This window comes from Streptomyces sp. SBT349 (assembly GCF_001083795.1).
In the GTDB taxonomy this organism is placed as follows: domain Bacteria; phylum Actinomycetota; class Actinomycetes; order Streptomycetales; family Streptomycetaceae; genus Streptomyces.
In genome coordinates, this window is the sequence record NZ_LAVK01000069.1 from 1 (window position 1) to 26,496 (window position 26,496).

Annotated in this window: 25 protein-coding genes and 2 pseudogenes; 14 read left to right on the plus strand and 13 right to left on the minus strand. The window is 73.8% G+C overall.

The genetic code is table 11. The annotated features are described in order from the left end of the window. From ADY01_RS11450 to ADY01_RS11465, 4 genes and pseudogenes are all read left to right on the plus strand, one after another. A pseudogene (locus tag ADY01_RS11450) lies at positions 1 to 395 on the plus strand (hypothetical protein); the annotation flags it as partial. Positions 396 to 452: 57 nt separating this feature from the next. Next, positions 453 to 1,034 carry a DUF5304 family protein gene (locus ADY01_RS35985; protein WP_053170720.1) on the plus strand — a complete coding sequence of 194 codons (582 nt, stop codon included), beginning with the start codon at positions 453 to 455 and terminating at the stop codon, positions 1,032 to 1,034. 221 nt (positions 1,035 to 1,255) lie between these two features. Next, the gene (locus ADY01_RS11460; protein ID WP_049570152.1) at positions 1,256 to 2,197 is read left to right on the plus strand and encodes an ROK family glucokinase; all 942 of its coding nucleotides are present in this window, start codon (positions 1,256 to 1,258) and stop codon (positions 2,195 to 2,197) included. Positions 2,198 to 2,233: 36 nt separating this feature from the next. Then, positions 2,234 to 2,950, plus strand: coding sequence for an endonuclease/exonuclease/phosphatase family protein (locus ADY01_RS11465; RefSeq protein WP_049570155.1), 717 nt, complete (start codon positions 2,234 to 2,236; stop codon positions 2,948 to 2,950). A gap of 57 nt (positions 2,951 to 3,007) precedes the next feature. Here the strand turns inward: ADY01_RS11465 and ADY01_RS11470 are convergent, their stop codons facing one another. Both ADY01_RS11470 and ADY01_RS11475 read right to left on the minus strand, forming a co-directional pair. After that, entirely contained in the window at positions 3,008 to 3,499 is a 492-nt protein-coding gene (locus tag ADY01_RS11470; RefSeq protein ID WP_049570157.1) for a hypothetical protein, read from the minus strand. Further along, a complete protein-coding gene (locus ADY01_RS11475; protein ID WP_049570161.1) occupies positions 3,486 to 4,256 on the minus strand; it encodes an alpha/beta hydrolase in 771 nt (256 codons plus the stop codon). Before ADY01_RS11475 ends, ADY01_RS11470 begins: the two co-directional genes overlap by 14 nt. A gap of 134 nt (positions 4,257 to 4,390) precedes the next feature. On the opposite strand from ADY01_RS11475, the gene ADY01_RS11480 reads away from it, so the two are divergent. Genes ADY01_RS11480 through ADY01_RS11490 form a run of 3 tightly spaced genes read left to right on the plus strand, consistent with a single transcriptional unit; the run spans position 4,391 to position 6,959 of the window. After that, positions 4,391 to 5,119: a lysophospholipid acyltransferase family protein gene (locus ADY01_RS11480; protein WP_049570166.1), complete on the plus strand. Its 729-nt coding sequence runs from the start codon at positions 4,391 to 4,393 to the stop codon at positions 5,117 to 5,119. 38 nt (positions 5,120 to 5,157) lie between these two features. Next, entirely contained in the window at positions 5,158 to 6,279 is a 1,122-nt protein-coding gene (macS, locus tag ADY01_RS11485; protein WP_049570225.1) for a MacS family sensor histidine kinase, read from the plus strand. A 20-nt stretch (positions 6,280 to 6,299) separates the two neighbouring features. Then, complete coding sequence (locus ADY01_RS11490; protein ID WP_078900210.1) at positions 6,300 to 6,959, plus strand: response regulator; 660 nt, start codon at positions 6,300 to 6,302, stop codon at positions 6,957 to 6,959. A 47-nt stretch (positions 6,960 to 7,006) separates the two neighbouring features. Here ADY01_RS11490 and ADY01_RS11495 read toward each other — a convergent pair whose 3' ends face one another. Both ADY01_RS11495 and ADY01_RS41800 read right to left on the minus strand, forming a co-directional pair. Next, positions 7,007 to 8,890 (minus strand): anthranilate synthase family protein, encoded by a 1,884-nt coding sequence (locus ADY01_RS11495; RefSeq protein WP_049570172.1) that lies wholly within the window; start codon positions 8,888 to 8,890, stop codon positions 7,007 to 7,009. Between the two features lie 97 nt (positions 8,891 to 8,987). Next, positions 8,988 to 9,044: a trp operon leader peptide gene (locus ADY01_RS41800; protein WP_107081704.1), complete on the minus strand. Its 57-nt coding sequence runs from the start codon at positions 9,042 to 9,044 to the stop codon at positions 8,988 to 8,990. A 97-nt stretch (positions 9,045 to 9,141) separates the two neighbouring features. Between ADY01_RS41800 and ADY01_RS11500 the strand changes: the two genes are divergently transcribed. After that, complete coding sequence (locus tag ADY01_RS11500; protein WP_049570228.1) at positions 9,142 to 10,491, plus strand: class II 3-deoxy-7-phosphoheptulonate synthase; 1,350 nt, start codon at positions 9,142 to 9,144, stop codon at positions 10,489 to 10,491. Positions 10,492 to 10,617: 126 nt separating this feature from the next. Then, positions 10,618 to 10,890, plus strand: a complete 273-nt coding sequence (locus ADY01_RS11505; RefSeq protein ID WP_049570176.1) for a (2Fe-2S)-binding protein — start codon at positions 10,618 to 10,620, stop codon at positions 10,888 to 10,890. A 27-nt stretch (positions 10,891 to 10,917) separates the two neighbouring features. Here ADY01_RS11505 and bfr read toward each other — a convergent pair whose 3' ends face one another. Continuing rightward, positions 10,918 to 11,400: a bacterioferritin gene (gene bfr, locus ADY01_RS11510; RefSeq protein ID WP_049570179.1), complete on the minus strand. Its 483-nt coding sequence runs from the start codon at positions 11,398 to 11,400 to the stop codon at positions 10,918 to 10,920. Between the two features lie 185 nt (positions 11,401 to 11,585). Here bfr and ADY01_RS11515 point away from each other — a divergent pair, with 185 nt between their 5' ends. Beyond that, positions 11,586 to 12,224, plus strand: coding sequence for a sulfite oxidase-like oxidoreductase (locus ADY01_RS11515; RefSeq protein WP_049570182.1), 639 nt, complete (start codon positions 11,586 to 11,588; stop codon positions 12,222 to 12,224). Here the strand turns inward: ADY01_RS11515 and ADY01_RS39055 are convergent. From ADY01_RS39055 to ADY01_RS11540, 4 genes and pseudogenes are all read right to left on the minus strand, one after another. After that, positions 12,191 to 12,730, minus strand: a pseudogene (locus ADY01_RS39055) (hypothetical protein). The gene ADY01_RS11515 and the pseudogene ADY01_RS39055 sit on opposite strands and share 34 nt — an antisense overlap. 66 nt (positions 12,731 to 12,796) lie before the next feature. Next, entirely contained in the window at positions 12,797 to 13,681 is an 885-nt protein-coding gene (locus ADY01_RS11530) for a transglycosylase SLT domain-containing protein (RefSeq protein WP_053170722.1), read from the minus strand. Positions 13,682 to 13,976: 295 nt separating this feature from the next. After that, positions 13,977 to 15,914, minus strand: coding sequence for a Stk1 family PASTA domain-containing Ser/Thr kinase (pknB, locus tag ADY01_RS11535; RefSeq protein WP_049570190.1), 1,938 nt, complete (start codon positions 15,912 to 15,914; stop codon positions 13,977 to 13,979). A gap of 101 nt (positions 15,915 to 16,015) precedes the next feature. Next, on the minus strand, positions 16,016 to 17,038 hold the full coding sequence (locus ADY01_RS11540; protein WP_159001139.1) for a septum formation family protein: 1,023 nt from the start codon (positions 17,036 to 17,038) through the stop codon (positions 16,016 to 16,018). 196 nt (positions 17,039 to 17,234) lie between these two features. On the opposite strand from ADY01_RS11540, the gene ADY01_RS11545 reads away from it, so the two are divergent. Both ADY01_RS11545 and ADY01_RS11550 read left to right on the plus strand, forming a co-directional pair. After that, positions 17,235 to 18,488, plus strand: a complete 1,254-nt coding sequence (locus ADY01_RS11545; protein WP_049570197.1) for a helix-turn-helix domain-containing protein — start codon at positions 17,235 to 17,237, stop codon at positions 18,486 to 18,488. A gap of 86 nt (positions 18,489 to 18,574) precedes the next feature. Next, the gene (locus ADY01_RS11550) at positions 18,575 to 18,745 is read left to right on the plus strand and encodes a hypothetical protein (protein WP_159001141.1); all 171 of its coding nucleotides are present in this window, start codon (positions 18,575 to 18,577) and stop codon (positions 18,743 to 18,745) included. Between the two features lie 107 nt (positions 18,746 to 18,852). Here the strand turns inward: ADY01_RS11550 and ADY01_RS11555 are convergent, their stop codons facing one another. Both ADY01_RS11555 and ADY01_RS11560 read right to left on the minus strand, forming a co-directional pair. Next, positions 18,853 to 19,551 carry an SIMPL domain-containing protein gene (locus ADY01_RS11555; protein WP_049570205.1) on the minus strand — a complete coding sequence of 233 codons (699 nt, stop codon included), beginning with the start codon at positions 19,549 to 19,551 and terminating at the stop codon, positions 18,853 to 18,855. A gap of 349 nt (positions 19,552 to 19,900) precedes the next feature. Then, positions 19,901 to 20,578, minus strand: coding sequence for a lytic polysaccharide monooxygenase auxiliary activity family 9 protein (locus ADY01_RS11560; protein ID WP_049570210.1), 678 nt, complete (start codon positions 20,576 to 20,578; stop codon positions 19,901 to 19,903). Between the two features lie 518 nt (positions 20,579 to 21,096). Here ADY01_RS11560 and ADY01_RS35990 point away from each other — a divergent pair. Next, positions 21,097 to 23,046, plus strand: coding sequence for a WD40 repeat domain-containing serine/threonine protein kinase (locus ADY01_RS35990; protein ID WP_053170725.1), 1,950 nt, complete (start codon positions 21,097 to 21,099; stop codon positions 23,044 to 23,046). An 84-nt stretch (positions 23,047 to 23,130) separates the two neighbouring features. On the opposite strand, the gene murJ is transcribed toward ADY01_RS35990, so the two are convergent. Together murJ and ADY01_RS35995 are read right to left on the minus strand one after the other, a co-directional pair. Continuing rightward, positions 23,131 to 24,711: a murein biosynthesis integral membrane protein MurJ gene (gene murJ / locus ADY01_RS11570; protein ID WP_049570213.1), complete on the minus strand. Its 1,581-nt coding sequence runs from the start codon at positions 24,709 to 24,711 to the stop codon at positions 23,131 to 23,133. A gap of 39 nt (positions 24,712 to 24,750) precedes the next feature. Then, entirely contained in the window at positions 24,751 to 25,458 is a 708-nt protein-coding gene (locus ADY01_RS35995; RefSeq protein WP_199826213.1) for a hypothetical protein, read from the minus strand. Positions 25,459 to 25,711: 253 nt separating this feature from the next. Here ADY01_RS35995 and ADY01_RS11580 point away from each other — a divergent pair, with 253 nt between their 5' ends. Beyond that, positions 25,712 to 26,191 (plus strand): hypothetical protein, encoded by a 480-nt coding sequence (locus ADY01_RS11580; protein WP_049570215.1) that lies wholly within the window; start codon positions 25,712 to 25,714, stop codon positions 26,189 to 26,191. Positions 26,192 to 26,496: the final 305 nt, after the last annotated feature.

Here is a 26,496-nt window from a genome sequence, read left to right on the forward strand (position 1 = left end):
AAAGTTGTATAAAAGACACCCCCTCCCCCGTGGCCCCCCTCGGCCGCGCCCCGGGCCCCGCCGACCTGGGCACGCTGCCCGTGCCGCCCCCCGGCGTCCCCTTCCCCGAGGAGCCGGCCGTCAGCGACCGGCTGGCCGCCGAGGGGCTGCTGGTGTGGCGGCTGCCGCTGCCGGGTGCCGTCCGCGAGGAGCTGGACCTGGTCCGCCGCGGCGACGAACTCGTCGTCACCGCGGGCCCGTTCCGCCGCGCCCTGTCGCTGCCCTCCGCGCTGCGCCGGTGCACCGTCGCCGGGGCGGCCCTGGAGGAGGACGGCCACCTGGCCGTCCGCTTCGCGCCCGACCCCGAGCGCTGGCCGGGCGGCGGGACACCCGGGCGTGGCGCGGGACCGGGGTAGGCTCGAAGGGACGGTCTTCCCCGGACGGTGTCCGGGGGCACGCCAGAGGAGGCCGCGATGAGCGACACCACCGAGCACCCCGAGCACCCCGGGCGCGAGCCGGAGGACGCGCGCCCCGGCGCCCGCACCGAGGCCGGGACCGAGGCCGGGACCGACGCGGACACGGACGCCTGGGCCACGGCCTGCGAGGAGGACCTCGCGGCGGAACGGGCCAGGCGCCGCGAGCGATACGGCTCGCAGCCGGGCGACGCGGCGGAGGAGCTCCGCAAGCTCGCCGACACCCTCACCGAGCAGCTGGGCCGCCTCGGATCCACCCTGGGCCCCGGCGTCGGCATGGCCGCGGGCCCGCTCGCCGCCCAGGCCAGGGCCGCCCTGGAGCCGGTCATCGAGCGGAACGCGGAGGTGATCCAGCACCTCGCGGGCGCCGGTCAGGAGCTGCTCGCCGCCTACCGCGCCGCGGTGCTCGGCCACGAGCAGCGGTGGTCGAGGCCGCAGGAGCCCGGCGGGCCGGGCCCCGCGCCCGAGGGCGAGGCCCCCGAGGCCGGGGACCCTGAGGCGGGAGAACCCGGGGGGAAGGAAGGGGACAAGGGGGACGGTTCCGGGTCCGGGGGCGGCTCCCGGCGCATCGACCTGGACTGAACCGGAACGGTGCCGCCCCCTCTCCCTCCGGTACCGTGGTCCGCGGCGGGGCACTACCTGACATCACTTGAGGGACACGCGTCTCCTCCCCCTTCGGACATGCGGACGCAAGGGGAGCCTTTCCCTGGACCGTCCTGACGGTTCGGCACGGCCACAACCCGATCCGCGCCCGCAGGGGCACGGTGTCGGGCCGGAGGCGCGTTCCATGCGAAGGAGATCTGATGGGACTGACCATCGGCGTCGATATCGGCGGTACGAAGATCGCGGCCGGCGTGGTGGACGAGGACGGTTCGATCCTCGACACCAGCCAGGTGGCGACCCCACCGACCCCCGAGGGCGTCGTGGAGGCCATCGCGGACGCGGTCAAGACCGTGGGACGGGGCTCCTCGGCCGAGGCCGTGGGCATCGGCGCCGCCGGTTACGTCGACGACAAGCGTGCCACCGTTCTCTTCGCGCCCAACATCGCCTGGCGGCACGAGGCCCTCAAGGACAAGATCGAGCAGCGGGTGAGCATGTCGGTCGTCGTGGAGAACGACGCCAACGCCGCCGCCTGGGGCGAGTACCGCTTCGGCGCCGGGGCGGGCCACGAGGACGTCGTCTGCATCACCCTGGGCACCGGTCTCGGCGGCGGCATCATCCTCGGCGGGCGCCTGTACCGCGGCCGGTTCGGGGTGGCGGGCGAGTTCGGGCACATCCGCGTGGTGCCGGACGGCCTGATGTGCGGCTGCGGCAGCCAGGGCTGCTGGGAGCAGTACGCCTCCGGCCGCGCCCTCGTCCGGTACGCCAGGCAGCGCGCCACCGCCACCCCCGACGCCGCGACCGTGCTGCTGGAGCTGGGCGACGGCACCCCCGAGGGCATCGAGGGGCGCCATGTCAGCGCCGCGGCCCGCGAGGGCGACCCGGTCGCCATCGACTCCTTCCGCGAGCTGGCCCGCTGGGCGGGCGCCGGACTCGCCGATCTGGCCTCGCTGTTCGACCCGGGCGCGTTCATCGTCGGCGGGGGCGTCTCCGACGAGGGCGACCTCGTCCTGGACCCGATCCGCAAGTCGTTCAGGCGCTGGCTCGTGGGCACCAGGTACCGGCCGCACGCGCAGGTCCTCGCCGCCCAACTGGGCGGCCGGGCGGGCCTGGTGGGCGCGGCCGACCTCGCCCGTCAGGGCTGACGCCCCGGCGCGCGGGAACGGGACCGGGGCACGGCCGTGGACATCCGCCTGCTCAGCTACAACGTGCGCTCCCTGCGCGACGACAAGGCGGCGCTCGCCCGGGTGATCCGGGCCTGCGCCCCCGACGTCCTGTGCGTGCAGGAGGCGCCGCGCTTCGCGGGCTGGCGCGCCCGCGCCGCCCGCCTGGCGCGGGCCACCGGGCTGATGTACGTCACCGGCGGGGCGACGGCCTGCGGCCCGATGATCCTGGCCGCCGCCCTCGCCGCCGTCGTCACCACCGCCGACGTCACCCTGCCGCTCACCCCGGGGCTGCACCGCAGGGGTCTGGCCACCGCCGTGCTGCGGTTCGCCGGCGGCCCGCGGCTCGCGGTCGTCAGCTGCCACCTGAGCCTCAGCGAGCGGGAGCGCCACCGTCAGGGGCCCCTGGTCCTGGACCGGCTGGAGGCGCTGATGGGGACGGGGGCGCACGCCGGGGTGGTCGCCGGTGACATCAACGAGTCGCCGGGGGGCCGCACGTTCCGCCTGCTGGGGCGGCGGCTGACCGACGGGTGGGCGCGGGCGCCGGAGGGGGAGGAGTTCACCGGGCCGGCGGTGGCGCCGGACCGGCGCATCGACGCGGTGTTCTGCACGCCGGGGGTGACGGTGCTCGGCTGCGGGGTGCCCTCGGGCCTTCCCGGCCTCGGGCCCGGCGACCTGACCCGGGCGACGGACCACCTGCCGGTCCTGGCCCGCCTCCGCCTCCAGGACCCGTAACGGAGGGCCGCGGCCCGCCGGGTGGGTGCCGCTCGCCGCCCGGAGACCGGGACCCGGTCAGACGACGGCGCCGCTGCCGGGGTCGGTCCAGTCGTCGTCGCGGCCGTCGCGCATCCGCGTCACCAGCGTCGCGAAGCCGCCCAGGAAGCCGCCGACGCCCAGGGTGACGATCCACCAGGTCATGGACCGCTGGAGCAGCACCGAGATGATCAGCAGCAGCGGCCCGCCCAGCACGGCGACCCAGGCCAGCTTGGTCGCCAGGTCCGTCTCGGGCAGCGGCGGCGGGTCGGGCGGCACGAAGTGGTCGTCCTCCTCGTCCTCCGCCGCCTCCCAGTCCCGCGGCCCCTCCACGGAGGCCGGCTCGGCGAGGTGCACCCGTTCGACCGTGTCGCCCGCGTCGAGCTGGTCGTCGTCCACGGCGGGCGACACCAGCGGCCAGACGCCCGGCGGATCGGCAGGCTCCTCGCCGTACCCGGCCACGATCTCGGCCCAGGCGGCTTCCTCGTCGATCGGGTCGCGGTCTCCGCGCTCCTGGTCACGTTCCGTCACGGGCAGTCTTCCTTGTCGCGAGCCGGCTGATGAAGGCGTCCGTCTCTTGAAAGATACGCTCCGCGTCGTGGTCCAGGGTGGCTACATGGAAGCTGGAATCGAGCACACGCTCGGTCGCGTCGACCGAGGACACCGACCCCAGCACGACCGCCGAGTCCGAGGGCGGCACCACGTGGTCGACACGGCTGCGCAGCACCAGCAACGGCTGGGTGACCTGCGGCAGTTCGGCCCGGACCAACGCCGTCAGCGCCCGCATCGAATGGGCCGCGTGCAGCGGGATCCGGTCGTAGCCGGTCTCGCGCACACCCTCCTTGGCGATGTCGGAGATCAGCCCCCGGCTGCTCGGGACCAGGTGACGGAGCACCGGGAGCGCGTACCCCTGGAGCCGCGGAAATGTGACCGCCGGATTGACCAGCGCGAGCCCGCTGACGGCGGGGCCGCGGCGGGCCGCCAGGCGCAGCGCGAGCGCCCCGCCCATCGAGAGGCCGCACACGAACACGTGCTCGCAGCGGCGGTTCAGCTCCACCAGCTCGCGGTCCACCGTGGCGTACCAGTCCTGCCAGCGCGTGCGCTGCATGTCCTGCCACCGGGTACCGTGCCCCGGCAGCAGCGGCAGGGAGACGGTGAGCCCCTCTCCGGCCAGGTGCTCCGCCCACGGGCGCAGCGACTGCGGGGTGCCGGTGAAGCCGTGGCACAGCAGGACACCGGTCGGCGATCCCTTGCGGGTGAAGGGCTCGGCTCCGGGAAGAAGCAGCATCGGCTCGACTCCGTCCGGGATCGGCTCCGCGGGTTCCGCGCGCGGCGTCTGTCACCCTACGCGGGCCCCTCACCGGGGCGCCACGGGCGCCGGAAGCCCAGTAAGGTCAGGCTCGGAGACAGGAGGTTCACGGGGTGTTCTACGGGGCCATGAAGGTGTCGGTCGGTGCTGGGCTCAAGCTCGCCTTCCGGCCGTGGGTGGAGGGCAAGGAACACGTCCCCGTGGAGGGGCCGGCGATCCTCGCCAGCAACCACCTGTCGTTCTCCGACTCCTTTTTCCTGCCGGCCGTCCTCGACCGCAAGGTCACCTTCATCGCCAAGGCCGAGTACTTCACCTCGCCCGGCGTCAAGGGGAAGCTGACGGCGGCGTTCTTCAAGGGCGTCGGCCAGCTGCCGGTGGACCGGTCGGGCGCGCGCGGCGCGGGCGAGGCCGCGATACGCAGCGCGGTGACCGTGCTGGAGCGCGGGGAGCTGTTCGGGATCTACCCAGAGGGGACGCGTTCCCCCGACGGGCGCCTGTACCGGGGCAAGCCCGGCGGCCTGGCGCGCGTCGCGCTGGCCACGGGTGCCCCGGTGCTGCCGGTCGCGATGATCGACACGGAGAAGATCCAGCCGCCGGGGAAGGTCGTGCCCAAGCTGATGCGGCCCGGCATCAGGATCGGCGAGCCGCTGGACTTCAGCCGGTACCAGGGGATGGAGGGGGACCGCTTCATCCTGCGCTCGATCACCGACGAGGTGATGTACGCCATCATGAAGCTGTCCGGGCAGGAGTACGTCGACATCTACGCGACGGCGGCCAAGCGGATGATGGCCGACGAGGCGGAGCGCGCGGCCGGCGGCGGGGAGCCCAAGGCCGAGGGGTGAGCGTGAGGGGGCGCGAGATGGCCGGGGAGCCGGCGACGATGTCCGTGGAAGTGCCGATGTGGCGCGCGCTCACCGGCTACCGGGTGCTGACGCTGGCCTACGCGATCGGTCTGTTCCTCTTCGCTTACGGGGACTACGGACGCCCGGCCGTCGGCGTCGCGTACCTGGGCGCGCTGACGGCGTGGACGGCGTGGACGTTCCGCGCGGTGAGCGGCGCGGAGCGCTGCACGGCCGGCTTCCTGGTGGCCGACGTGGTGATGGGCGTCGCGGGCATCGCGCTCAGCCCGGTCGCCGACCCGGGGAACGCCGTGGGGCCCACCCTGCCGTCGATCTGGGTGGCTGGTTCGGTGCTCGGCGTCGCGCTGAAGGGCGGCTGGCGCTGGGGCGGGACCGCCGCGGTGGTCGTCGGGGTCGCCAACTTCGTCGAGGACGGCGACTACTCGGGGATGATGCTGCACAACGTGGTGCTGGTGTGCCTCGCCGCCATCACCATCGGCTACGTGGTCGAGGTGGCCAGGGCGAGCGAGCGCACCCTGGCCAAGGCGCTGCGGATCGAGGCGGCCACCAGGGAACGGGAGCGGCTGGCGCGCGACATCCACGACAGCGTGCTCCAGGTGCTGGCGATGGTGCAGCGCCGCGGCACCGAGATCGGCGGCGAGGCGGCGGAGCTGGGGCTGCTCGCCGGTGCGCAGGAACGGGCCCTGCGCGCGCTGGTCGGCGCCGCGGGGCCGGGCGCCGCCGAGGCGGCGCCGCCCGCCGAGGCCGACCTGCGGGCGCTGCTCGCGGGCGCGGTGGGAACGGGCGAACGCGTGACGTTCGCGGGACCCGGCGGGCCCGTGCTGCTGCCCGCGGCCCAGGTGCGGGAGCTGACGGCCGCGGTCGCGGCGGCGCTGGACAACGTGCGCAGGCACGCGGGGGAGACGGCCTCGGCGTGGATCCTGCTGGAGGACGAGCCGGACGAGGTGCTGGTGACGGTGCGGGACGACGGGCCCGGCATCCCGGAGGGCAGGCTCGCGGCGGCCGAGGCGGAGGGCCGCCTCGGCGCGGCCCTGTCGATACGGGGGCGGCTGGTGGAACTGGGCGGCAGCGCGGCCTGGGTCTCGGTGCCGGGGCAGGGCACGGAGGTCGAGCTGCGGGTGCCGAAGGGGGCGCGGGTGTGAGCGAGGAGCCGGTGACGGTGATGGTCGTCGACGACCATCCGATGTGGCGGGACGCGGTGGCGCGGGACCTGGGCGAGGCCGGGCTGGACGTCGTCGCCACGGCGGGGGACGGGCCCGGCGCGCGCGGGTGGGCGCGGGCGGCGCGGCCGCGGGTGCTGGTGCTCGACCTGAACCTGCCGGGGATGCCGGGCGCGGAGGTGTGCAGGCAGCTGGCGGGGGAGGGCGGGACCAGGGTGCTCGTGCTCTCGGCGAGCGGCGAGCAGGAGGACGTCCTGGAGGCGGTGAAGGCGGGGGCGACGGGCTATCTGGTGAAGTCCGCGAGCGCGGCCGAGCTGGTGGAGGCCGTGCGGCGGACGGCGGCGGGCGATCCGGTGTTCACGCCGGGTCTGGCGGGCCTGGTGCTGGGGGAGTACCGGCGGCTGGCCACGGCGCCCGAGCCACCGGCGCCGGACGGCGTTCGGGTGCCGCATCTCACGGAGCGGGAACGGGAGGTGCTGCGGCTGGTGGCGAAGGGGCTGACGTACAAGCAGATCGCCGAGCGGCTGGTGATCTCGCACCGGACGGTGCAGAACCATGTGCAGAACACGCTGGGCAAGCTGCATCTGCACAACCGGGCCGAGCTGGTGCGCTACGCGATCGAGAGCGGCCTCGACGGGGACGGGTCCCCGCGCCCGTCCTGACCCTCCGCACCGCTGCCCGGGGGGACGGCGTCCCCCCGGGCCCAGGGCTACGCCCCGGCGTCCGCCGGGGTGGTGGGGCGCAGGAGGGCGGTGGTGATGGTCGGGCCGTTCAGGGTCAGGACCGACTCGGGGTGGAACTGGACGCCCGCGAAGCCGGGGCCGCGCAGGGCATGGATCTCGCCGCCGGCCGGGTCGGCGCTGGCCTCGACGCCGCGCGCCGCCAGGGGCGTTCCGTCGAGGAACGCCGCGTAGGAGTTGTAGAACCCCACCGTCTCGCTCCGGCCGAAGAGGTCGATCCGCTCCTGCGCGCCCTGGTACGGGACCGGCCTTCGGCGGACGGGCAGGCCGAGTTCGGCGGCGATCAGCTCGTGGCCGAGGCAGATGCCGACCACCCCGTGGCGGGGGGCGGCCAGGAGCTCCGCCGTCAGCGAGCGCAGCATCCGCATCTTCGGGTCGGCCCCGTCGTTGGGGTCGCCCGGCCCCGGGCCGAGGACCACGGGGCCGTCGTGGCCGAGCGCCGCCTCGCGCACGCCCGGCGCGTCGTACCGCACCACCTCCACCGTCGCGCCCGTCGACCGCAGCAGGTGCGCCAGCATCGAGGTGAACGTGTCCTCCGCGTCGATCACCAGCACCCGCGCCGACACCGCGGAGCCGGGCCGTTCCCGCATCCGCAGCCAGAACGGTGCCAGGTGCGCGCGCCGGGACGCGAGCGCCGCCTGCACGCGCGGGTCGGAGCCGAGGTCCCGGCCGGAGGCGGGCGCCCGGCCCGCCGGGCGCCCCACGCCGAGGGCGGCGAGGACGGCCGCCGCCTTGGCGTGGGTCTCGGCGACCTCGCCCGCCGGGTCGGAGCCGCGCACGAGCGTCGCGCCGACCGGGACCCGCACGGCGCCGTCCGCCGCGTCGATGTCGGCGGTGCGGATCAGGATCGGGGAGTCGAGCGTCTGCGTGCCGCCGGCGTCCTGCCCCAGCAGCGCCAGCGCCCCCGCGTAGTAGCCGCGGCCCCCCTCCTCGTGGCGGGCGATGACGCGGCAGGCGTTCTCCACGGGGCTGCCGGTGACCGTCGCGGCGAACATGGTCTCCCGCAGCACCTCCCGCACGTCCAGCGAGCTGCGCCCCCGCAGCTCGAACTCGGTGTGCGCCAGGTGCGCCATCTCCTTCAGGCGCGGGCCCACGACCAGGCCGCCCCGGTCGCCGACGGTGCACATCATCTTGAGCTCCTCGTCCACCACCATGGACAGCTCCTCGGTCTCCTTCCTGTCCCCGAGGAACGCCAGCAGCCCGGCCAGGCTCGGCCCCTCGGGCGGATAGCGGTAGGTGCCGCTGATGGGGTTCATGACCACCGTTCCGCCGCTCATCCGCACATGCGCCTCCGGGCTGGCGCCGACCAGCACGCGCCGCCCGGTGTGCACGACGAACGTCCAGTACGCGCCGCGTTCGGCGACCAGCAGGCGGCGGAAGAGGGCCAGCGCGTCCCGGCGGCCGAAGCCGTCGATCCGGCCGGTGAAGGTGCGCCTGATGACGAAGTTGGCGCCCTGGCCCGTGCCGATCTCGTCGGCCAGCACGGCGGCGACGGTCCTCGCGTAGGCCGCGTCGGAGACGTCGAAGCCGCCGTCGGCGACGGCGACCTCGTGGGCGGGCAGCGCGTCGAGCACCGCGTCCAGCGGCAGCCCGGTGACCTGGTCGGGGAGCAGGACGGACAGCGGCGTCCCGTCGTCGGTCACCCGGAAGCCGCGCTCGGCGAGCTGGCGGAACGGCACCAGCGCGAGCGCGTGGGGGTGGTCGGGGATGTCGGCGAGCCGGTCGACCTCGGTGACCGGGCCGGTCAGCACCTCGACCAGATCGGCGTCGTGCCCTGGCGGGCGGCGGCGCAGCAGGGCGAACGGGGTGTCGCTGGCCGTCAGCGCGTCGAGCACGGCGGTGGCGCGTTCCATGGGGGTCCCCTCCGGGGATCGGGAGGGACGGCCCGCCTCACGCACCGAAGGCCGCCCCTCGGGGCGGCCTTCGCGGCGGATCTTCGGGATCGCGCAGTCAGGTGGCCGCCTCGTGTGCGGTCCACCACCAGCTGCTGGTGTGCTGCGCGAACATGCGGGCACTCTACGGCACGCGCGCCGGGCGCGCCCTGGCCGTCTCACTCCCCGACCGGCCGGGAAACCCGGTGGACGCCCACCGTAATCTGGAGCGCGTGACCGTGAACGCTGACAGCAGCACCCCCATCGCCACCTCCTGGCGAGACCTTCCCGCGGCGCAGCAGCCCGCCTACCCGGACCTCGGAGTCCTGCGCGCCGTGACCGCGGACCTCGAGTCCTATCCGCCGCTCGTCTTCGCGGGCGAGTGCGACCAGCTGCGCGGCAGGATGGCGGCGGTCGCCAGGGGCGAGGCGTTCCTGCTCCAGGGCGGGGACTGCGCCGAGGCGTTCGACCAGGTCGGCGCCGACCAGATCCGGGCCAAGCTGAAGACACTCCTCCAGATGAGCGCGGTCCTCACCTACGCCGCCGCCGTGCCGGTGGTGAAGGTGGGCCGGATCGCCGGCCAGTACTCCAAGCCGCGCTCCAAGCCCGTCGAGACGCGGAACGGCGTGACCCTGCCGAGCTACCGGGGCGACTCGGTCAACGGCGCGGAGTTCACCGAGGAGGCGCGGGTCCCCGACCCGGAGCGGCTGCGGCGCATGTACCACGCCTCCGCCGCCACGCTGAATCTGGTGCGCGGCTTCACCACCGGCGGCTACGCGGACCTGCACCAGGTGCACGCGTGGAACCAGGACTTCGTGCGGACCTCGGCGTCGGGGCAGCGGTACGAGGTGCTGGCCCGTGAGATCGACAACGCGCTGAACTTCATGAAGGCGTGCGGGGCCAGCCCGGCGGAGTTCCACTCCGTGGAGTTCTACGCCTCGCACGAGGCGCTGCTCCTCGACTACGAGGCGGCCCTGACCCGCACGGACTCCCGCAGCGGGCGGCTGTACGACGTGTCGGGGCACATGGTGTGGATCGGCGAACGCACCCGGCAGCTGGACGGGGCGCACATCGCGTTCGCCGCCTCCATCCGGAACCCGATCGGCGTCAAGCTGGGCCCGGCCACCACGGCGGACGAGGCGCTCGCGCTGATCGACCGGCTGGATCCCGAACGGGAGCCGGGACGGTTGACGTTCATCACACGGATGGGCGCGGACAAGGTCAGGGACCGGCTGCCCGAGCTGGTGAAGCGGGTGACGGACTCCGGCGCGCGGGTGGCGTGGGTGTGCGACCCGATGCACGGCAACACCTTCGAGGCCGCCTCCGGGCACAAGACGCGGCGCTTCGACGACGTGCTGGACGAGGTCAAGGGCTTCTTCGAGGTGCACAAGACCCTCGGGACGCACCCGGGCGGCATCCATGTGGAGCTGACCGGCGACGACGTCACGGAGTGCGTGGGCGGCGGCGACGAGATCTTCGTGGACGACCTGCACCAGCGGTACGAGACGGCCTGCGACCCGCGGCTCAACCGCAGCCAGTCGCTGGACCTGGCGTTCCTCGTGGCGGAGATGTACCGGGCCTGAGGCGTTCCCGGCCCGCGCCGAGACGGTGCCCCGGGGTGGCGCGAGCCACAGCCGGGGCACGGTGCGCGCCCGGCGCCGCCGGGGTAAGGTGAGCCTTACCTCAGTAGGCCACCGGAGGGATGGGGCATGTACGTCTGCTCGTGCTTCGGCGTCACGGAGCAGCAGGTGCGTGAGCACGCCGCCGCCGGGGCGGGCACGCCGCGGGAGATCGCCTCCCAGTGCAAGGCGGGCACGGACTGCGGCTCGTGCGTGCGCCGCATCCAGGGGCTGCTGGGGCGCGGCTCCTGCCCGCGGCGCGAGCAGGCCGCGATACAGGCGGCGATGCGGACGGTGCCCCCGTTGACCTCGCTGACGCCGGTGGCCCCGGCCGCGGTGGCCCCGGCCGTCTCGCCGGCGTGACGCGCGGACCCTCGGGTCCTCCGGTCCTCAGGTCTGGCTGGGCTGCTCGATCTGCTGGGCGATGTACAGCGGCTCGCCCAGCTTCTCCAGCAGCTCCAGCTGGGTGTCCAGGTAGTCGATGTGGTGCTCCTCGTCGGCCAGGATCGACTCGAAGAGCCGCGCCGAGGTGATGTCGTCCTTCGCGCGCATCACGTCGACGCCGCGCCGCAGGCGGTCGATCGCCTCCACCTCGATCTGCCGGTCCGCCTGGAACATCTCGGCCGCGGTCTGCCCGACGCGGACGTGGAAGAGGCGCTGGTAGTTCGGCAGGCCCTCCAGGAAGAGGATCCGGTCGGTGAGCACCTCGGCGTGGCGCATCTCGTCGAACGACTCGGCGCGGGTGTAGGCCGCGAGCTTCGTCCAGCCGAAGTTCTCCTGCATCTTGGCGTGCAGGAAGTACTGGTTGATGGCGGTCAGCTCGGCGGTCAGCTGCTCGTTCAGGAACTCGATGACCTCGGGGTCGCCCTGCATGGCGGCACCCTCCTTCTCTCGGCTGCGTGGGATCGCGCTCCGCGCATCGTGGCACCGGGCCGACGATCCGTCCAGTAAGCGAAGGCTTACCGAATTGGGCGTTTCACCTGCGGTTTTCCCTGGTCGGAGCCGGTGGCGGGGTGGCGGTGCGAACGGTGGGAGGTCGTGATGTCACCATGGGGGGCATGGGTCAGCCGGACAGCCGCGCGGGGGAGGAGCCCGGGGCCGAGGCGGACCGGCTCCCCCCGGGACAGCGGACGCAGCGCGGCTGGCCGGTGACGCACTACGGCCCGGTGCCGCGGTTCAGGCCCGAGCGGTGGGAGTTCCGCGTCTTCGGGGCCACGGCGGACGGCGAGAAGCGCTGCTGGACGCACGAGGAGTTCTCCGCGCTGCCGCACGAGACGGTCGTCGGGGACCTGCACTGCGTCACCAAGTTCACCATGCTGGGCTCCGAGTGGGGCGGCGTGCGCGCGGCCACGCTGGTCTCCCTCGTCCCGCCCGCGCCGGAGACGACCCATGTGATGGTGTGGGCCGAGTACGGCTACAGCGCCAACATGCGGCTGTCCGACTTCGCGGACGAGGCGGCCGTCTTCGCCACCCACCGGGACGGCGAGCTGCTGACCGCCGAGCACGGCTTCCCGCTCCGCCTGATCGTGCCGCGGCTCTACGCCTGGAAGGGGCCCAAGTGGGTCCGCGGCGTCGAGTACATGACGGCCGACCGGCGCGGCTTCTGGGAGGAGCGCGGCTACCACAACCTCGGCGACCCGTGGCGGGAGCAGCGTTACTCCTATCAGGAGGAGCCCGGCGAGGGCCCCGAGCTCTGAGGGGCGGCCCGCACGCCCGCAGTGGCCGGGTGGCGGGAGAACGCGGCGAACGGGTCCGCGCCGATGTTCGCCTGGCGGTCCTTGCGTGCGCCCGCCACGTCCCGCGAGTCGTTGGCGTGGATGAGCCCCAGCCTCCCGGGCCCGGCCACCATGGGGGTGCCCCCTCCAGGGGAAGGCGTCGAGGCAGACGCCGAGCCGGGGGTGGTGGTCCAGCGCCTCCGGACAGGGGCCGAGGTCGCTCACCAGGGAGCAGGGCGAGGCATCCTGACGGGCCGTCGGCTCGCGTGGTCCGAGCCCCGGTTGATGAGGTAGGGCGCGTGGACGTAGGCGGCCAGGCCCTCGTCGGCGCACGCGGCGCGGAACGCCGCGTCCTGGCGCGGGTTCCCCGGCGGCGTCGCCCAGCCGCGAGGGTTGGCGACGAGGACCTGGACGGCCTCCGCGCCGATGGAACCGGGGGCACCTCCCGGACGAGGTCCGGGGGCGCGGGGGACGCCGACGGCGGCCAGGCCCCCGGCTAGGGGGACATGGCCGCCGACAGGATTGCGGTCGCGGGGAGCCGATCGGCGGTCCGGTCAGTACGGGCCGTTCACGTTGTCGATCGAACCGTAGCGGTCCCACGCGTAGTTGGCCGCGGCGGTCAGGTTGGCGACCGGGTCGTAGATGTCGTAGGGAGTTCCCTCGACGTGATAGGCGTCGAACGTCGGCTGAATCACCTGCAACAGGCCGATGGAAGGCGTTCCGTTGATGGCGTTGATATCCCAGAGATTGATCGCGTTGGGATCACCGCTCGACTCGCGGATGATGTTGCGGTGGAGCCCGTCATAGGTGCCGGGAATTCCCTTCTCGGCCATGACGTCCAGCGCCTCGCGAATCCATCCGTCGAGGTTGTCCGGGTACTCTTCGGCGGCCGGTTCCTCGGGGGCGGGCTCCTGGGCGGCGGCCTCGGCGGGGGTCTCGGCCGGAGCGGCGGCCGTGGCGGGCTCCTCCTCCTGCTCCTCGGCCTGCTCCTCGGCGGCGGGGGCGGGGGCCGTGGTCTCCTCGCTCTCCCGCTCCTCGGCCGCCTCGCGCTCTGCCTGCGCCTCGGCCTCACGCTCGGCGCGGCGCTCGGCGCGCTCCGCCTCGCACTCCGCCTCGCGCGTGGCATCGGCGGCGACGGAACGCTGGCCCGCGACGGCGTCGGCCAGCGCGGACTGGACACCGGGCGCCAACTCGGCGCGGGCGCCGATCTCCTCGGCGGGCAGCGCGTCGGCGGGCTGACGCTGGCCCGGAATGTCGGCGGCCTTCACATCCCAGGAAACGGCACGGGCGTTGTGCGTGGTGACCACCTCCTTGGAATCGGCGGAAGCCGGAACAGCCGTAAGGGCCAGGGCACATATGCCGGTGGCGGCCAGCGTGGCACTGGCGGTTCGCCGCAATCGGGTCTTGCGGAGCGTGGAAGTGCTGCGATGAGCGGGCATTTCAGGGGACCTCGTGTTCCTTCAACAGGATTGCGATGGCCCTTGGTAACAGCCCTCGAAAACGACGCGCAATGACCCCGAGTACTAAGCGGCATAGTGAATGCCTTGTGCATGGATGAACCGCTGGGCCGGAATTCCCGGGCCCAGCGGCGGTTGTCCGAGCACTAAGCGGCGTCGTATGTGACGCTCGTCTCATGACCGGGCTCACAGGTACACGGGTGCGCGTCCGGCACGCGGACGGGGTAACGGGTCCGGCGTCCCGCTCGCGCGCCGGACCCGTCGCTCGGGGACGCCCTCAGTTGACCCAGATGGTGATCGTCGAGCCGCGCGGCGCCCGGTCCCCGGCGTCGACGGACTGATCGAACACGTCGCCCAGGAGGAAGACCCGGTTCACGTTGACCTCGAAGCCCGCCTCCTCCAGCGTGTCGCGGGCCTCGTCCTCGCTCATGCCGTCCACGTCGGGGACGACGACCAGGTCGGGGCCCTTGGAGAGGGTGAGGCGGATCGTCTCGCCCTCGCCCGCCGTCCTGCCTGGCTCCGGCGACTGGGCCGCGACGTCGCCCTCGTCCTCCTCGGAGAAGACGCGCTCGGTCTCGGTCTCCACCTCGAAGCCCCGCGACTCCAGACGCGAGGTTGCCGAGGTCTCCGGCAGGCCGGTCACGTCCGGCACCTCGATCTCCGGGCCCCTGCTGACCACCAGGTTCACCGGTGTGTCCGGGCGGCGCTCCTCGCCCGGCGGCGGGTCGGTCTCCAGCACCGAGCCGCGCTCCACCTCGGCCGAGAACTCCCACTCCTCCTCGCCCGGCGTCAGCCCCGCGGCCCGCAGGTCCCGCTGCGCCTCCTCCAGCGGCAGGCCGCGGACGTTGGGCACCCGCGCGATCTCGGGGCCGAGCGAGACGACGACGGTGACCGTCGCGTTCTTGCGGACGCGGTCGCCGCGCTCGGGGTCGGTCGTGACGACGTGCCCCGGCTCCACGGTCGCGTGGAACTCCTCCTCCACCCGCACCTCGAGACCGGCGCCCTCCAGTTCCTGCCGCGCCTCGTCCAGCGGCATGGCGTAGACGCCGGGAGTGCGCATGAACTGGCCGGAGTTGATGTACCAGACGCCCACGCCCCCGGCCAGGAGCAGCAGCGCGAGCACGATCAGCGGCAGCGCCCTGCGGCGCGGCAGCCGCAGGCGTGCCCCGGCGTGCGCCCCGCCGCCGGACGCGGACCCGGGTGAGGCGGGCGCCCCCTCGGGCAGTTCGATGCGGCTGGTCACATCGACCTGCTCGGGCCCGGCCTCGCGGGTGCCCGGCGGGCGTGGCACCTCGCGGGTGTGGTCCTCGGGACCGGCCGGGGCGCCCGCCCCCGCCGCCGCGGGCGGCAGCGCGTCCAGCTGCTCGTCGCTCAGCGCGGCCCGCGCCGCCCGCACCAGCGACAGCATCCCCGCCGCGTCGGCCGGGCGGAGCGCGCGCTCCCTGGCCGCGGTCCCGGCGACCAGCCCGTCCAGCTCGGGCGCGAGCCCGGGCACCGCGGCGGACGGCGGCGGGACGTCCTCGTGTACGCGGGCGTACAGCACCCGCGCGGGGGAGTCCCCGGCGTGCGGCTTGGCGCCGGTCAGCAGCTCGTACAGCAGCAGCCCGCACGCGTACACGTCGGTGCGGGTGTCCACCGCGCCGCCCTCGATCTGCTCGGGCGCCAGATAGGAGACGGTGCCCAGCACGGAGCCCGTGGTGGCGGAGGTCTGGTTGTCCACGCCGCGCACCAGGCCGAAGTCGGCGACCTTCACCCGGCCGTCGTCGCCGATCAGCACGTTCTCCGGCTTGATGTCGCGGTGGACCAGCCCCGCGCGGTGCGCGGCGGCGAGCCCGGCGAGCATCGGCTCGACGATGTCGAGCACCGCCCGCGGCTGGAGCGCGCCGCGGGCCCGCAGCAGGTCCCGGAGGGTGCAGCCGGCCACGTACTCCATGGCGAGGTAGACATAGCCGCCGTCCGCGCCCTGGTCGAGGACGCCGACGATGTTCGGGTGGCCGAGGCGGGCGGCGGTCTTGGCCTCCCGGATGAACCGGTCGGTGAACGCGGCGTCCTCGGCGAGTGAGGGATGCATCACCTTCAGGGCGAGCACCCGGTCGAGCCTGGTGTCCACCGCGCGGTAGACCGTTGCCATGCCGCCCACCGCGATCCGCTCGTCGATGCGGTAGCGGCCGTCGAGAACGTGCCCGATCAGCGGGTCCCGGAGCGTGGTATCCACGGCTCCCGAGTGTACGGACACCTCGTCCGCGCCCGGCCGTTCACGACGGGCCCGGGGCGGAACCGCAGCCGAACGGTGACGGAAACGGGGCGCCGGGCGACTCACTCGCCGGTCGACAGGCCCAGGATCTCCCGGATCTCGATCTCCACGTCGATGCCCATCCCCGCGTAGCCCGCCTCGATCCGCTGGTCGAAGTCGGCGGAGCCCGCCGCGCCGGCCGCCGCGTTCCAGTCCTCCAGGCTGGTGCGCCGGGCCGCCACCAGCTCGGTGACCAGCCCGGCGATCTCCTCGGGCCACGCCTCGGCCTCCAGCGCCGCGGCCTCCCGCTCGATGGACTCGGCCATCCGCCCGGCCCACTCCCGGCGGAGCGCGATGTCCTCCTCGGGCAGCGGCTCCTCCCAGATCATCACCTCCAGCGGCGTGGTGACCTCCAGATAGAGGAGCTGCCCCGCGTCCAGCTCCGCGGTGTCGCCGCGCAGCGTCCCGTCGAGCGAGCCGCCCCCGGCCTCGCCGAAGAGGCAGATGATCTCGCGGTCGCCGGCGCCCCAGGACTCGGCGCCCGGGTGGTAGTAGAAGAGGCTGACGTCGAGGGGCAGCGTCCAGGTGTCGAGGACGTACCCCTGCACCAGCGCGTTGCACTCGCTCAGGGCCACCGCGTACATCTCGTCGTCGCCGGGGAAGGAGTCGTACCCCTCGACCTGCGTGGATCCGTAGGCCTCCGCCTCGTGCGGGCCGTCGCAGGCGAGCCGGGTCACGGACATCTCCTCGGCGCCACCGCTCCCGAACTCGTCCAGGCCCACGCCCGAGTCGAAGCAGTCGCCCACCTCGATGTCGTACACGCTGATGGACGTCGGCTCCTCGTCCCCGGGGCCGCCGGGAGCCTCGGGGTCCTCCGGAGGCCGCGAACCGTCGGGCGCGCCGGGGGCGTCGGGATCCTCGCCCTCGCCCTGCTCCGGAGCCGAGCCCGCCTCCGAGCTGCCGCGCCCGCGGTCGTCCCCGTCCATCACCACGGTGGGCACGACGACGGCGAGCACCAGCACCTGCGCCGCGGCGATCATCACCGCGCCCACCGCGAGCGCGCGCCCGCGCTCGGGGCGCGTACGCGGGCGGGTAAGCGCGAGCACGCCCAGCACCAGGCCGAGCGGGAAGAGCAGCAGCGAGGCGACGAACGACCAGACCGCGAGCCCGCTGAACGGCTGCGGGGGGGGGGGGGGGGGGCCCCCCCCCCCCCGGGGGAGCGGGGGGGCATGCGGCCTGACGGCCGGTCGCGCCCGCCCCATACCCTGACAGTGTCGAGCTGTTCAGAGAAGGAGCAAGGCCATGCCCTTCGACGCTCCCCCGGACCCGTACCTGGAGCCGCTGTCATTCGGACAGCGCATGGAGGTGTTGCGCAACCGCCGTGGCATGAGCCGCCCCGTCCTCGCCGGGCTCCTGGGCATGTCCCCATCCTGGGTGAAACAGGTCGAGCGCGGCAGGTTGCAGACGCCCAAGCTGTCCATGATCCTGCGTATCGCCGAGGTACTGCGTGTCCGTGCCCTCTCCGAGCTGACAGGCTCCCAGGCCATGGCCACCGACTTGTTCATCGGCCCCGGCCACGCGCGGCTCGCCGCGGTCGCCGAGGTCATCAACGCGTTCCCGCTGCGCCCTGAGGACCGGCAGGCGCCACCTCCCGAGCACCTGGCCGCGCGCCTGTCCCGGGCGTGGAAGGCGCGGCACTCCGCGCCCAACCACCGCGAGGTCGTGGGCGCGCTGCTCCCCGGTCTGATCCGAGACGCGCAACTCACCGCACGACAGGCGGAGACGAGCACGCAGCGGCGCGCGGCACAGGCCGTGCTCGCCGAGACGTACGGCCTCAGCCAGTTCTTCCTGGCGTACCAGCCGGAGTCCGCGCTGCTGTGGCGCGTCGCCGAGCGCGGCATGGTCGCCGCGCAGGAGTCCGAGGACCCGCACGCGATCGGCGTTGCCGCGTGGCTCTTGGCCCAGGCCCACCGCGACGCCGGGCAGGGCCATTTCGGGGCAGCGGACGCCATCACGCACGAGACGCTTCGCCACCTGGAGCCGCTGCTGCCGGACGCGGACGATGACGTGCTGGCGATCGCGGGCGCGCTCCAGTTCGAGGCCGGGTACACGGCGGCCCGGCGCGGAGCCGCCGGAGCCGCTTGGAGCTACTGGGACCGCGCCCGAACGGCAGCCGGTCGGCTACCCGCGAGCTACTACCACCCCGTCACCTCGTTCTCCCAGGCGATCATGGGCGCGCACGCGGTGACCATCGCCGTCGAGCTGCACGCCGGGGGCGAGTCGGTGCGGCAGGCCGCCGCCACCGAGGTCACGACCATCCCGTCCCGGCCGCGCCGCGCGCGGCACCGCATCGAGGAAGCACGCGCCTACCAGCTCGACGGGCAGGCGGACACGGCCCTCGCCATGCTGGAGCGGGCGCACGAGGCCGCACCGGAGACGATCCGATACAACGGGTACGCCAGGAGGATCGTGCTGGAGGAAGCGGAGTCCCGGCAGCCCGCCCGGCGGCAGCGGGCCGCCCAACTCGCGGTCGGTCTGGGCATGCTGACGACCTGAACGCGCGTGCGGGGGGCACAGACCGTGCCCCTCCCGCTCCAAGGGCGGCCATACGGTCATCGAACCCGATGACCGAGGAGCGTGTCATGGCACGTGCCCCGCTGCCCGAGCCCGCCCCGTTGCCCCTTTCCGACGAGCCCCCGACGCTGATCGACGGGCGCACCTGCCCGCCGGTGACGGCGGGCGCGTGGTGCCTCGGTTGCCGGGGCACCGACGAGTCGCCGGCGCCGCACAACTGTCCGGAGAACGCGCGGTGATGCTGACGGACCTGCGCCTGGTGCCGGCGTGCATCGACTGCCGCGAGCGGATCCGGGACGCGCGTCCTGGGCCGCCCGCCGCACCGGCCACGTCCCGGGTGCGGGGGTCAGAGGACGGGTGGGCTGATGGTGAACCGGGCGTTGATCCGCGCGTACACGGTCTGGCGGCGGGGTTCCAGGTCCAGCGCTGGTGGTGGGGCCGCCGCCGCGCCGGGGGCCGCGCCGCGCATGCCGCCGTAGCCGGCGGACGCGAACTCGGTGGGGGCCTCCGCCCCCAGGTCGGCGATGTCGATCAGCCCGACCAACTCGGCGCCCACCGCCGCGGCGTACTCCCTGGCCCGTTCGACGGCCTGCCGCACGGCCTGCTGCCTGGCCTCCCGGTGCACGGGCGACTCCGGCCGCAGCGCCCACCACGGGCCGGAGACGCCGGCCAGCTCCAGTTCGGCGAGCCGGGTGGTGAGTTCGCCGAGCGCGGTGAAGTCCCCGACGACGGCCTGGACATGCACCTTCCCGTGGTAGGCCCGCACCCGCTCCCCGCGGCCCGGCCTGAGTTCGGGGCTGATCGAGAACGCCCCGGTCTCGATCTTCTCCACCGCCTCGCCGTAGGACCTCAGCAGCTCCAGAACGGCGCCGTTGCGCCGCGTCAGATCCGTGAGCGCCGCCCGCCGGTCGGAGCCCCGGGCGCCCACGGTGACCCCGATCCGCGCCATCTCCGGCTCCACTTCGAGCCGGGCCTCCCCCCGCACGGCGACCCGCGGCGGCCCCGGCACGGGGGCGGGGTCGGGCGCGCTGCTGGGCGTGGTCATGGGCTCCTCCGCGGGACGACGGCTCGACGGCCCCTCAGGTTACAAGCGCCACCAGCCGCCCGCGGGCGGGGCGTTGGGCCGGAAGGCGACCGGCGCGCGCCCTCGGCGGCCTGCCGCCGTCCCGGTCAGTCGCCGTCGATCTCCACGTCGACGCCGACGTCCTCCAGGGCGTCCTCCGCCTCGTCGAGCACCTCGTCGACCACGTCCTCCAGGAAATCGTCCACCGCTGACCACCTTTCGCGCGACAACGCCCCCTGATGGAGGGCGCGTCGATCCTATAGCCGCCGACCGGGCCCACCGGGCCCCGTCAGGGACCCGGTGGGCGGTGTGGGCTCACCGGCCGGTCGGCTCAGGTGAAGTTGACGTCGCTACAGATGAAGTACGTCTGGTCCAGGTGCGATGCCTGCCAGATCGTGTAGACGATGTGGTGGCCGGAGCGGCCCGGGGCGCTGACGTCGAAGTCGATGTCCGAGGCCGGGGGATAGCTGCCCGTCTCCTCCACCAGTTCGAGGTCGTCCCAGCCCAGCGCCTGGGTGGTCGGGTCGAAGCCCTGCCGGGTGACGTACACCTGGAAGTAGTCCGCGCCGTGGCTGGCCGTGTCGTACAGGTGGACGTTGAAGGTGCTGCCGACGTTGGTCGTGGTCCACTCGCCCGGGTTGTCGAGCGAGCTGGCCAGGCCGCCCTGGGCGTCACCGGCGCTGCACAGCTTCCCGTTGGGGATCGACCCCTGGAAGTTGCCGTTCAGGTTCTCCCTGAAGAGGCTCATCCAGTTCCACATGGTGTTCGGGTTGGCCTGGAACGCCTGCCAGCACATGGGGTCCTGCTGCGCCATGTCCGGGTTCATGTGATCGCCGCCCCAGCGGTCCCAGCAGCCGTAGTTGCGGGAGGCGGGGTCCACGATCGAGCCGTGGGCGCTGGCCGAGTCGCTCCAGGGACTCATGAACAGCGTGAGCAGGCCGACGACGCCGGCGAGGACCGGCGTGATCACCCGCAGCGTCCAGCGGCGTGTGGGGGTGTCTGCGTACATCGTGCGGTCTCCGTCTTCCGGAAGGGAGTGGGGGATTGGGTTGTTTTCCGGTTTGGGAGCGCTCCCAAGTTACGGGGACCTTACCCGAGGACACACCGCCGAAACGGTCCTCCGCCCGCGAGGCGGTCGGTCGGCGAGGAGTGGTGAGCGCCTCCGCGGAAGCGGGTGCGCGTGGCACGACGGGGGTGTCCCGCCCTCGACTTCGGACCGTTCGGCACCGTTCCCAGGACGACCGATTCGACGTCCTGCCGACGCGCGAGCGCATCGCCGCTGATCGGCACTGGCGAGTGGCCCATGTCACCGCTGTCCACGAGCTCACGGATGTCGAGGCGGCCGGGCTGGGCACGTGGCGGTTCCCGGGGGGGCATGTCGCGGGTCCTTCTCCGTCTCGCACAGTCCCGCGGAGATCCACTGGTGTGAAATCCTCCAGTCGGACGGCTTGCTGAGGCGAGGCGGATGGACCGAAACACATACGGACGCACTGCGGCCGGGAGGGGGATCGCTCGGTGGATTCTGGGATGGAACTGTCCGGGGTTGTGCTGGCGAACCGGTACCGGTTGGAGCGGCTGCTCGGCCGTGGTGGCATGGGGGAGGTGTGGCTGGGCCGCGACTCCTCGGTGTTGCAGCGCGAGGTCGCGGTCAAGGTGCTGCCCGCTCTCTCGGGAGCGGACTCGGTGCGGCGTTTCCAGCAGGAGGCGGCCACCCTCGCCAAACTCCAGCATCCGGGGATCACCGTCGTCCATGACGCCGGTCGCCACGACGGTTACCTGTTCATCGTCATGGAGTTGCTGCACGGCTTCGATCTGTCGCGGCTGATAGCCGGTCACCCGGAGGGCGTGTCCGTCGCGCGGGCACTGGACCTGACGGGTCAGACGCTCACCGCGCTGGCCGCGGCGCACCACAGCGGAGTGATCCACCGTGACCTGAAGCCGGGAAACCTCTTCGTGCAGCCCGGCGACCGGATGAAGATCTGCGACTTCGGCATCGCCCGCACCATGGACGCCACATCCCGGATGACCATGACCGGACACGTACTGGGCTCCCCGCCGTATATGTCTCCCGAGCAGTGGCGGGGCGAGCTGCCGGATGCCCGCGGTGACCTGTACGCGCTGGGCTGCGTCATGTTCGAACTCCTCGCCGGCCGCCTGCCCTTCCTCGGGGGTCCTTCCACCTACGCCTGGATGCACCAGCACGTGGAACAGGCGCCGCCCTCTCTGCGCGCACTGCGGCCCGACGTCCCCGGCCGCCTGGAGGCTCTGGTGCTGGCGTTGCTGGCCAAGCGCCCCGGCGACCGCCCGGACGCCCGCACCCTGGCCGCGGAACTGGCCGCACTCGCCGGCCAGGGCACTCACCCCCCGACGCTGCGGTATGCCGCGATCACCGACACGGACCGTGAGTCCCGCGAGGTGCTGCTGGCCAGACTGGCGGGTGCCCTGAGGGCCTACGTCGCCAAGGGCGCGGGGACCTTCCAGGCTCCGCAGGTCGAACACGGCCGTACAGCGGTGGACCTGCCCTTCGCCACAACGGCCCAAGCCGGCGTGCGCGCCCCCACGCGAAGGATCCTGCACGGCGAGCGGCGCCTCACCCTGTCCGGCCACACCAAGCGCGTGAAGTCGGTGGCGTTCAGTCCGGACGGCCACACCCTGGCCAGCGCGGGAGACGACAAGCTGGTTCGCCTGTGGGACGTGCGTACCGGCAGGCAGGGCTTCGTCCTGACCGGGCACACCAGAGCCGTGAGCTCGGTGGCGTTCAGCCCGGACGGCCACACCCTGGCCAGCGGTTCCGGCAGGACGGTACGGCTCTGGGACACCAGCTCGGGCAGGCTCCTCCTCGCCCTGGAGCAGGGGGGATGGACGACCTCGGTGCATTCGGTGGCGTTCGGTCCCGACGGCCGCACCCTGGTCGGCGGCGGTACACAGGGGATCCGCCTCTGGGACTCGGCGACCGGCGAACTGCGCTTCGAGTTCCCGAAGCCTGCCGGCGTCCTGCCTGACGGCGTGTACCCGGTGGCGTTCAGCCCGGACGGGTACACCCTGGCCAGCTCGACCCGGCTGTGGGACGTTCCCACCGGCCTTCAACGCCTCGACCTGTCCGGCCGGTTCAGGTTCATATCCGCCGCGACCTTCAGCCCGGACAGCCGCACCATGGCCACGGGCCACTCCGACCTCTCTTCCGAGGCCGGCGGCAAGCTCGTCCGCCTCTGGGAGGCGGACACCGGCAAGCAGCTCCTCGCTTTGGCGGGGCACACCGGGAGGGTGCATTCGGTCGCGTTCAGTCCGGACGGCCACACCCTGGCCAGCGCGGGAGACGACAAGGTGATCCGCCTCTGGGACGGACACACCGGTGAACCGCTCCTCGCCGTGACGGGGCATACCAAGGGCGTGCTGTCGGTGGCGTTCAGTCCGGACGGCCATACGCTGGCCAGCGCGGGGGACAAGGTGATCCACCTCTGGACCATCGGGACCTGAACCGCGGTACGACGGCCGCCCGGACGGTCGGGTCCGGGTCGGGGGGCCCGTTCGTGTCGTCCTTCTGGCTCACGTCTTGGTGGCTCACGTCTTGGCGGTTCTGGTCCTGGCGGCGTCGGAGCGGCGGAAGAGGTGGCGCAGGCTGTCGCCGACGTCCGCGATCGCCGGCACGCGCAGCAGCACGAGCACCGCGGTGTAGGTGACCGCGGTGGTCCCGGCGCCGGCGAGCAGCGCGAGGGCCGCCTCGCCGGTCCGCTGGGCGGGGAGCACCCGCAGGACGGCCCACGCGGCGGCGGCGGAGACGGCGCCGGCCACGAGGACGGCCAGCGCCGAGCGCGCCACGGGCCCGAGTCCGGCGGCCCGGTGGCGGCGCGCGGTGAGGACGACGAGCAGGACCGCGCCGACCAGGACCGACAACGAGGTCGACAGGGCGAGCCCGGCCAGGCCGTAGCGCGGACCGAGGGTCAGGTCGCCGGCCACGTTGACCAGCATCGCCACCACGGCGGTCTGCACCGGGGTACGGCTGTCGCCGACGGCCAGGCTGGCCCGGACGGTGATCTCGCGAACGGCCAGCCCGGCGAGGGCGATCGCGTAGGTCGAGACGGCGAGGGCGGCGAGTTCGACGGCGCGTGCGTCGAACGTGCCGCGGGCGAACACGAGGACGACGATCGGCCGGGCGGCCACGGTGAGCACCACGATCACCGGTCCCATCAGGACGAGCACGACGCCGATGACCCGCGTGGTGGCGGAGCGGAGTTCGGCTCGGCGTTCCGGCTGGCCGAGGGCGCTGAAGGCCGGGTACAGCACGGCGGCGAACGCGGCCACCAGCAGCACCTCGGCGAGCGAGACGATCCGCCAGCCGTAGGAGAGGGCCGCGATGGTGCCGGGTCCCTGCGTGGACCCGATGGCACGGTCGACCAGGGTGTTGACGTTGACGATGGCGCTGCCGACCAGGAGGGCGGGGACGAGGGAGACGACCTCCCGGAACCCCGGGTCGCGCAGGCGCAGCGAGGGGCGCAGGCGCAGCCCCACGCGGCGGGCCGCGGGCAGTTGCGTGAGGAACCGGGCGGCCGAGCCCGCCACGAACCCGGCGGCGAGCGCGCCGATACCGAAGCGCGCGCCGAGCAGGGCCGCCGCGGCGATCATGACGAGGTTGAACGGGACGCCCTGCACACCGGCCCAGAAGAAGCGGCCGTGCGCTCCCGCGGCGGCGGCGAGGATGTTGGTCCCGGCGACGAACACGGTGGCGACGAGCACGATCCGGGTCAGCCGCGCGGCCTGGGCCGTGAGCTCCGGGGAGAAGCCGGGGGCGAGGACGGCCACGAGCCCCTCGGCGGCCACGTACATGAGCGCGGAGCCGCCGACCAGCACCGCGGTCGTCACGGTGAGGACGACCCGTACCGTCCGGTGCGCGGCGGGGGTCAGGCCGTCGTCGACGGCGCGGGCGACGGTCGGCACCAGGGCCTTGGACATCGCGCCGGCGGCCAGGCCGAGGACGAGGTTCATCACGCCCTGGGCGACCAGGTACGCGTCGACCTCGGCGCTGACCCCGAACACCGCCGCGATGACGGCGTCGCGCACGAACCCCAGCAGCTGGCTCAGTCCGGTGAGTCCGACGAGCAGGGCCGAGGCGCGCACCAGCGACGCGCGGCGGATCGGGCTCATGCGGCTTCCCTCGGGAACGTCACGCGCGTCACCGGTGGATCAGGCGTGCGCGGCGTCGCGGGGGAGCGGGCGCACCAGCGCGAAGGGTGTCCCGGCGGACCGTTGCCCGAGCGGGTTGTCGGAGAGCACCTTCAGCAGCGTGGCGGGCGGCAGCGATCGGGGGGAGGTCGCGCGGATGGTCCCGCCGAAGTCGTTGAGGTCCACGATGGCCACCCCGGCCCCCAGCCGCGTCTCCAGCTCGGCGCAGAGCGCCGCCGCCTCGGCCACCGGCAGCGGGGGGAACAGCAGGTGCTCGTACGGGGGTCGGCCCCCGTCCAGATCGCGGGCCAGGGAGCCCGCCACCCGGTAGAAGTACCCGCGCACGCCGAACGGGCGCGTGCACAGGGCCGCGAGCGCCGCGGCGTACGTCCGGGTCCGCCCGGTCCTGTCCAGCACGTACTGCATCTTCTCCGGCACCGAGAGCCCGCGGGAGCCCGGCCTCGGCCGGACGAGGCGCGCGAGGAGGCGGGCCTCCCACCCGACGGTGACCGTCTCCACCGGGACGGCCAGGCCCGCCAGCAGGACCGCGACCTTCTCGCTCACCGCCACCGTGTCGCTCGGGGACCGCTCACCGGCGTGGGCGGCCAGCACGTCGGCCAGCACGTCGCGTTCGCTGAGCCAGGGCGTGCGTATGGGCCGGCGGCCGTACCACGCTCCGTCGACGCTCGCCGTGGTCCAGCCGGTCACCGCTGTGGTGCGATCAGACATCAGGTCCTCCGCGATCAAGCCGGGTCGGCTCGGTATTGCGCGGAATCCTGCACGCCGACGCCGCGCGTCATCATGAAGAGGGCATGAGGATGTGTTCATCGGCCGCCTCCCGGTGCCCGGAGACCGGCGACCGGTGACCGGCGTCCATGGCCATCGCGTGCGCGTTGGGAAAGAGCGCTGCGTGGCTCCCCGTCGGCCCGCTACGGTACGAGGAGTAGGCGGTAGCCGGGCGTGGGCGGGGAAGGACGGCAGGGTGATCGAGGAGACGTTGACGGCGTTGGCCGCCGCGGGTGGGGCCGCGGTGGCGCAGGCTGCGGGCACGGACGCCTGGACCGGCTTGCGCACGCGGGTGGCCGGCTGGTTCGGTCGGGGCGATGCCGAGCGGGAGCGGGCGGCGCTGCGGCGCTTGGACGCCACGGCCACCGAGCTGGCGGCGGCGGCCGAAGACGGCGGCGCGCAGCCTCGACTCATGCACGAGGCGATGTGGCGGGGCCGTTTCCAGGACCTGCTCGAAGGTCTCGAAGAGGTGGAACAGGACGAGGCCGCCCGCGTGTTGAGGGCGTTGCTGGATGAGCACGCCGAGCATGCGGGTGGGGCGTCGGCCGGGGATGGTGGCCTGGCCGCCGGGCGGGATGTACGCATCACCGCCGAAGGTGGCTCCATCGCCACCGGCGTCCTGCACGGGAACGCGAGCGTCAACCGCCCTCCCACGCCGACTCCGCCCCAGGGCTGAGCGGAGACCCGGCGTACCAGAGCCCACCCCGCGGTTCGCGGCGGTTCGGCCCGGCCCTCCCTTCCTCATCGGACCGCGTCTTCGCCTCCGGCGGCGGTATCGCCGTCGGCGGCGATGTCCACGGTGACGTCACGCTCAGGGTTCCTCGTCCGCCGGCCGCGTGGCCGCGCCAGATCGGGACCATTCCCCCGCGGGCCGGGGCCTTTCAGCACCGGGCGGAGTCGGAGCAGCTGCGGGCGGCGATCACCGAGGGGGGCACGGCGGTGCCGGGCCAGGTGGTTGCCGGGATGGGCGGGGTGGGCAAG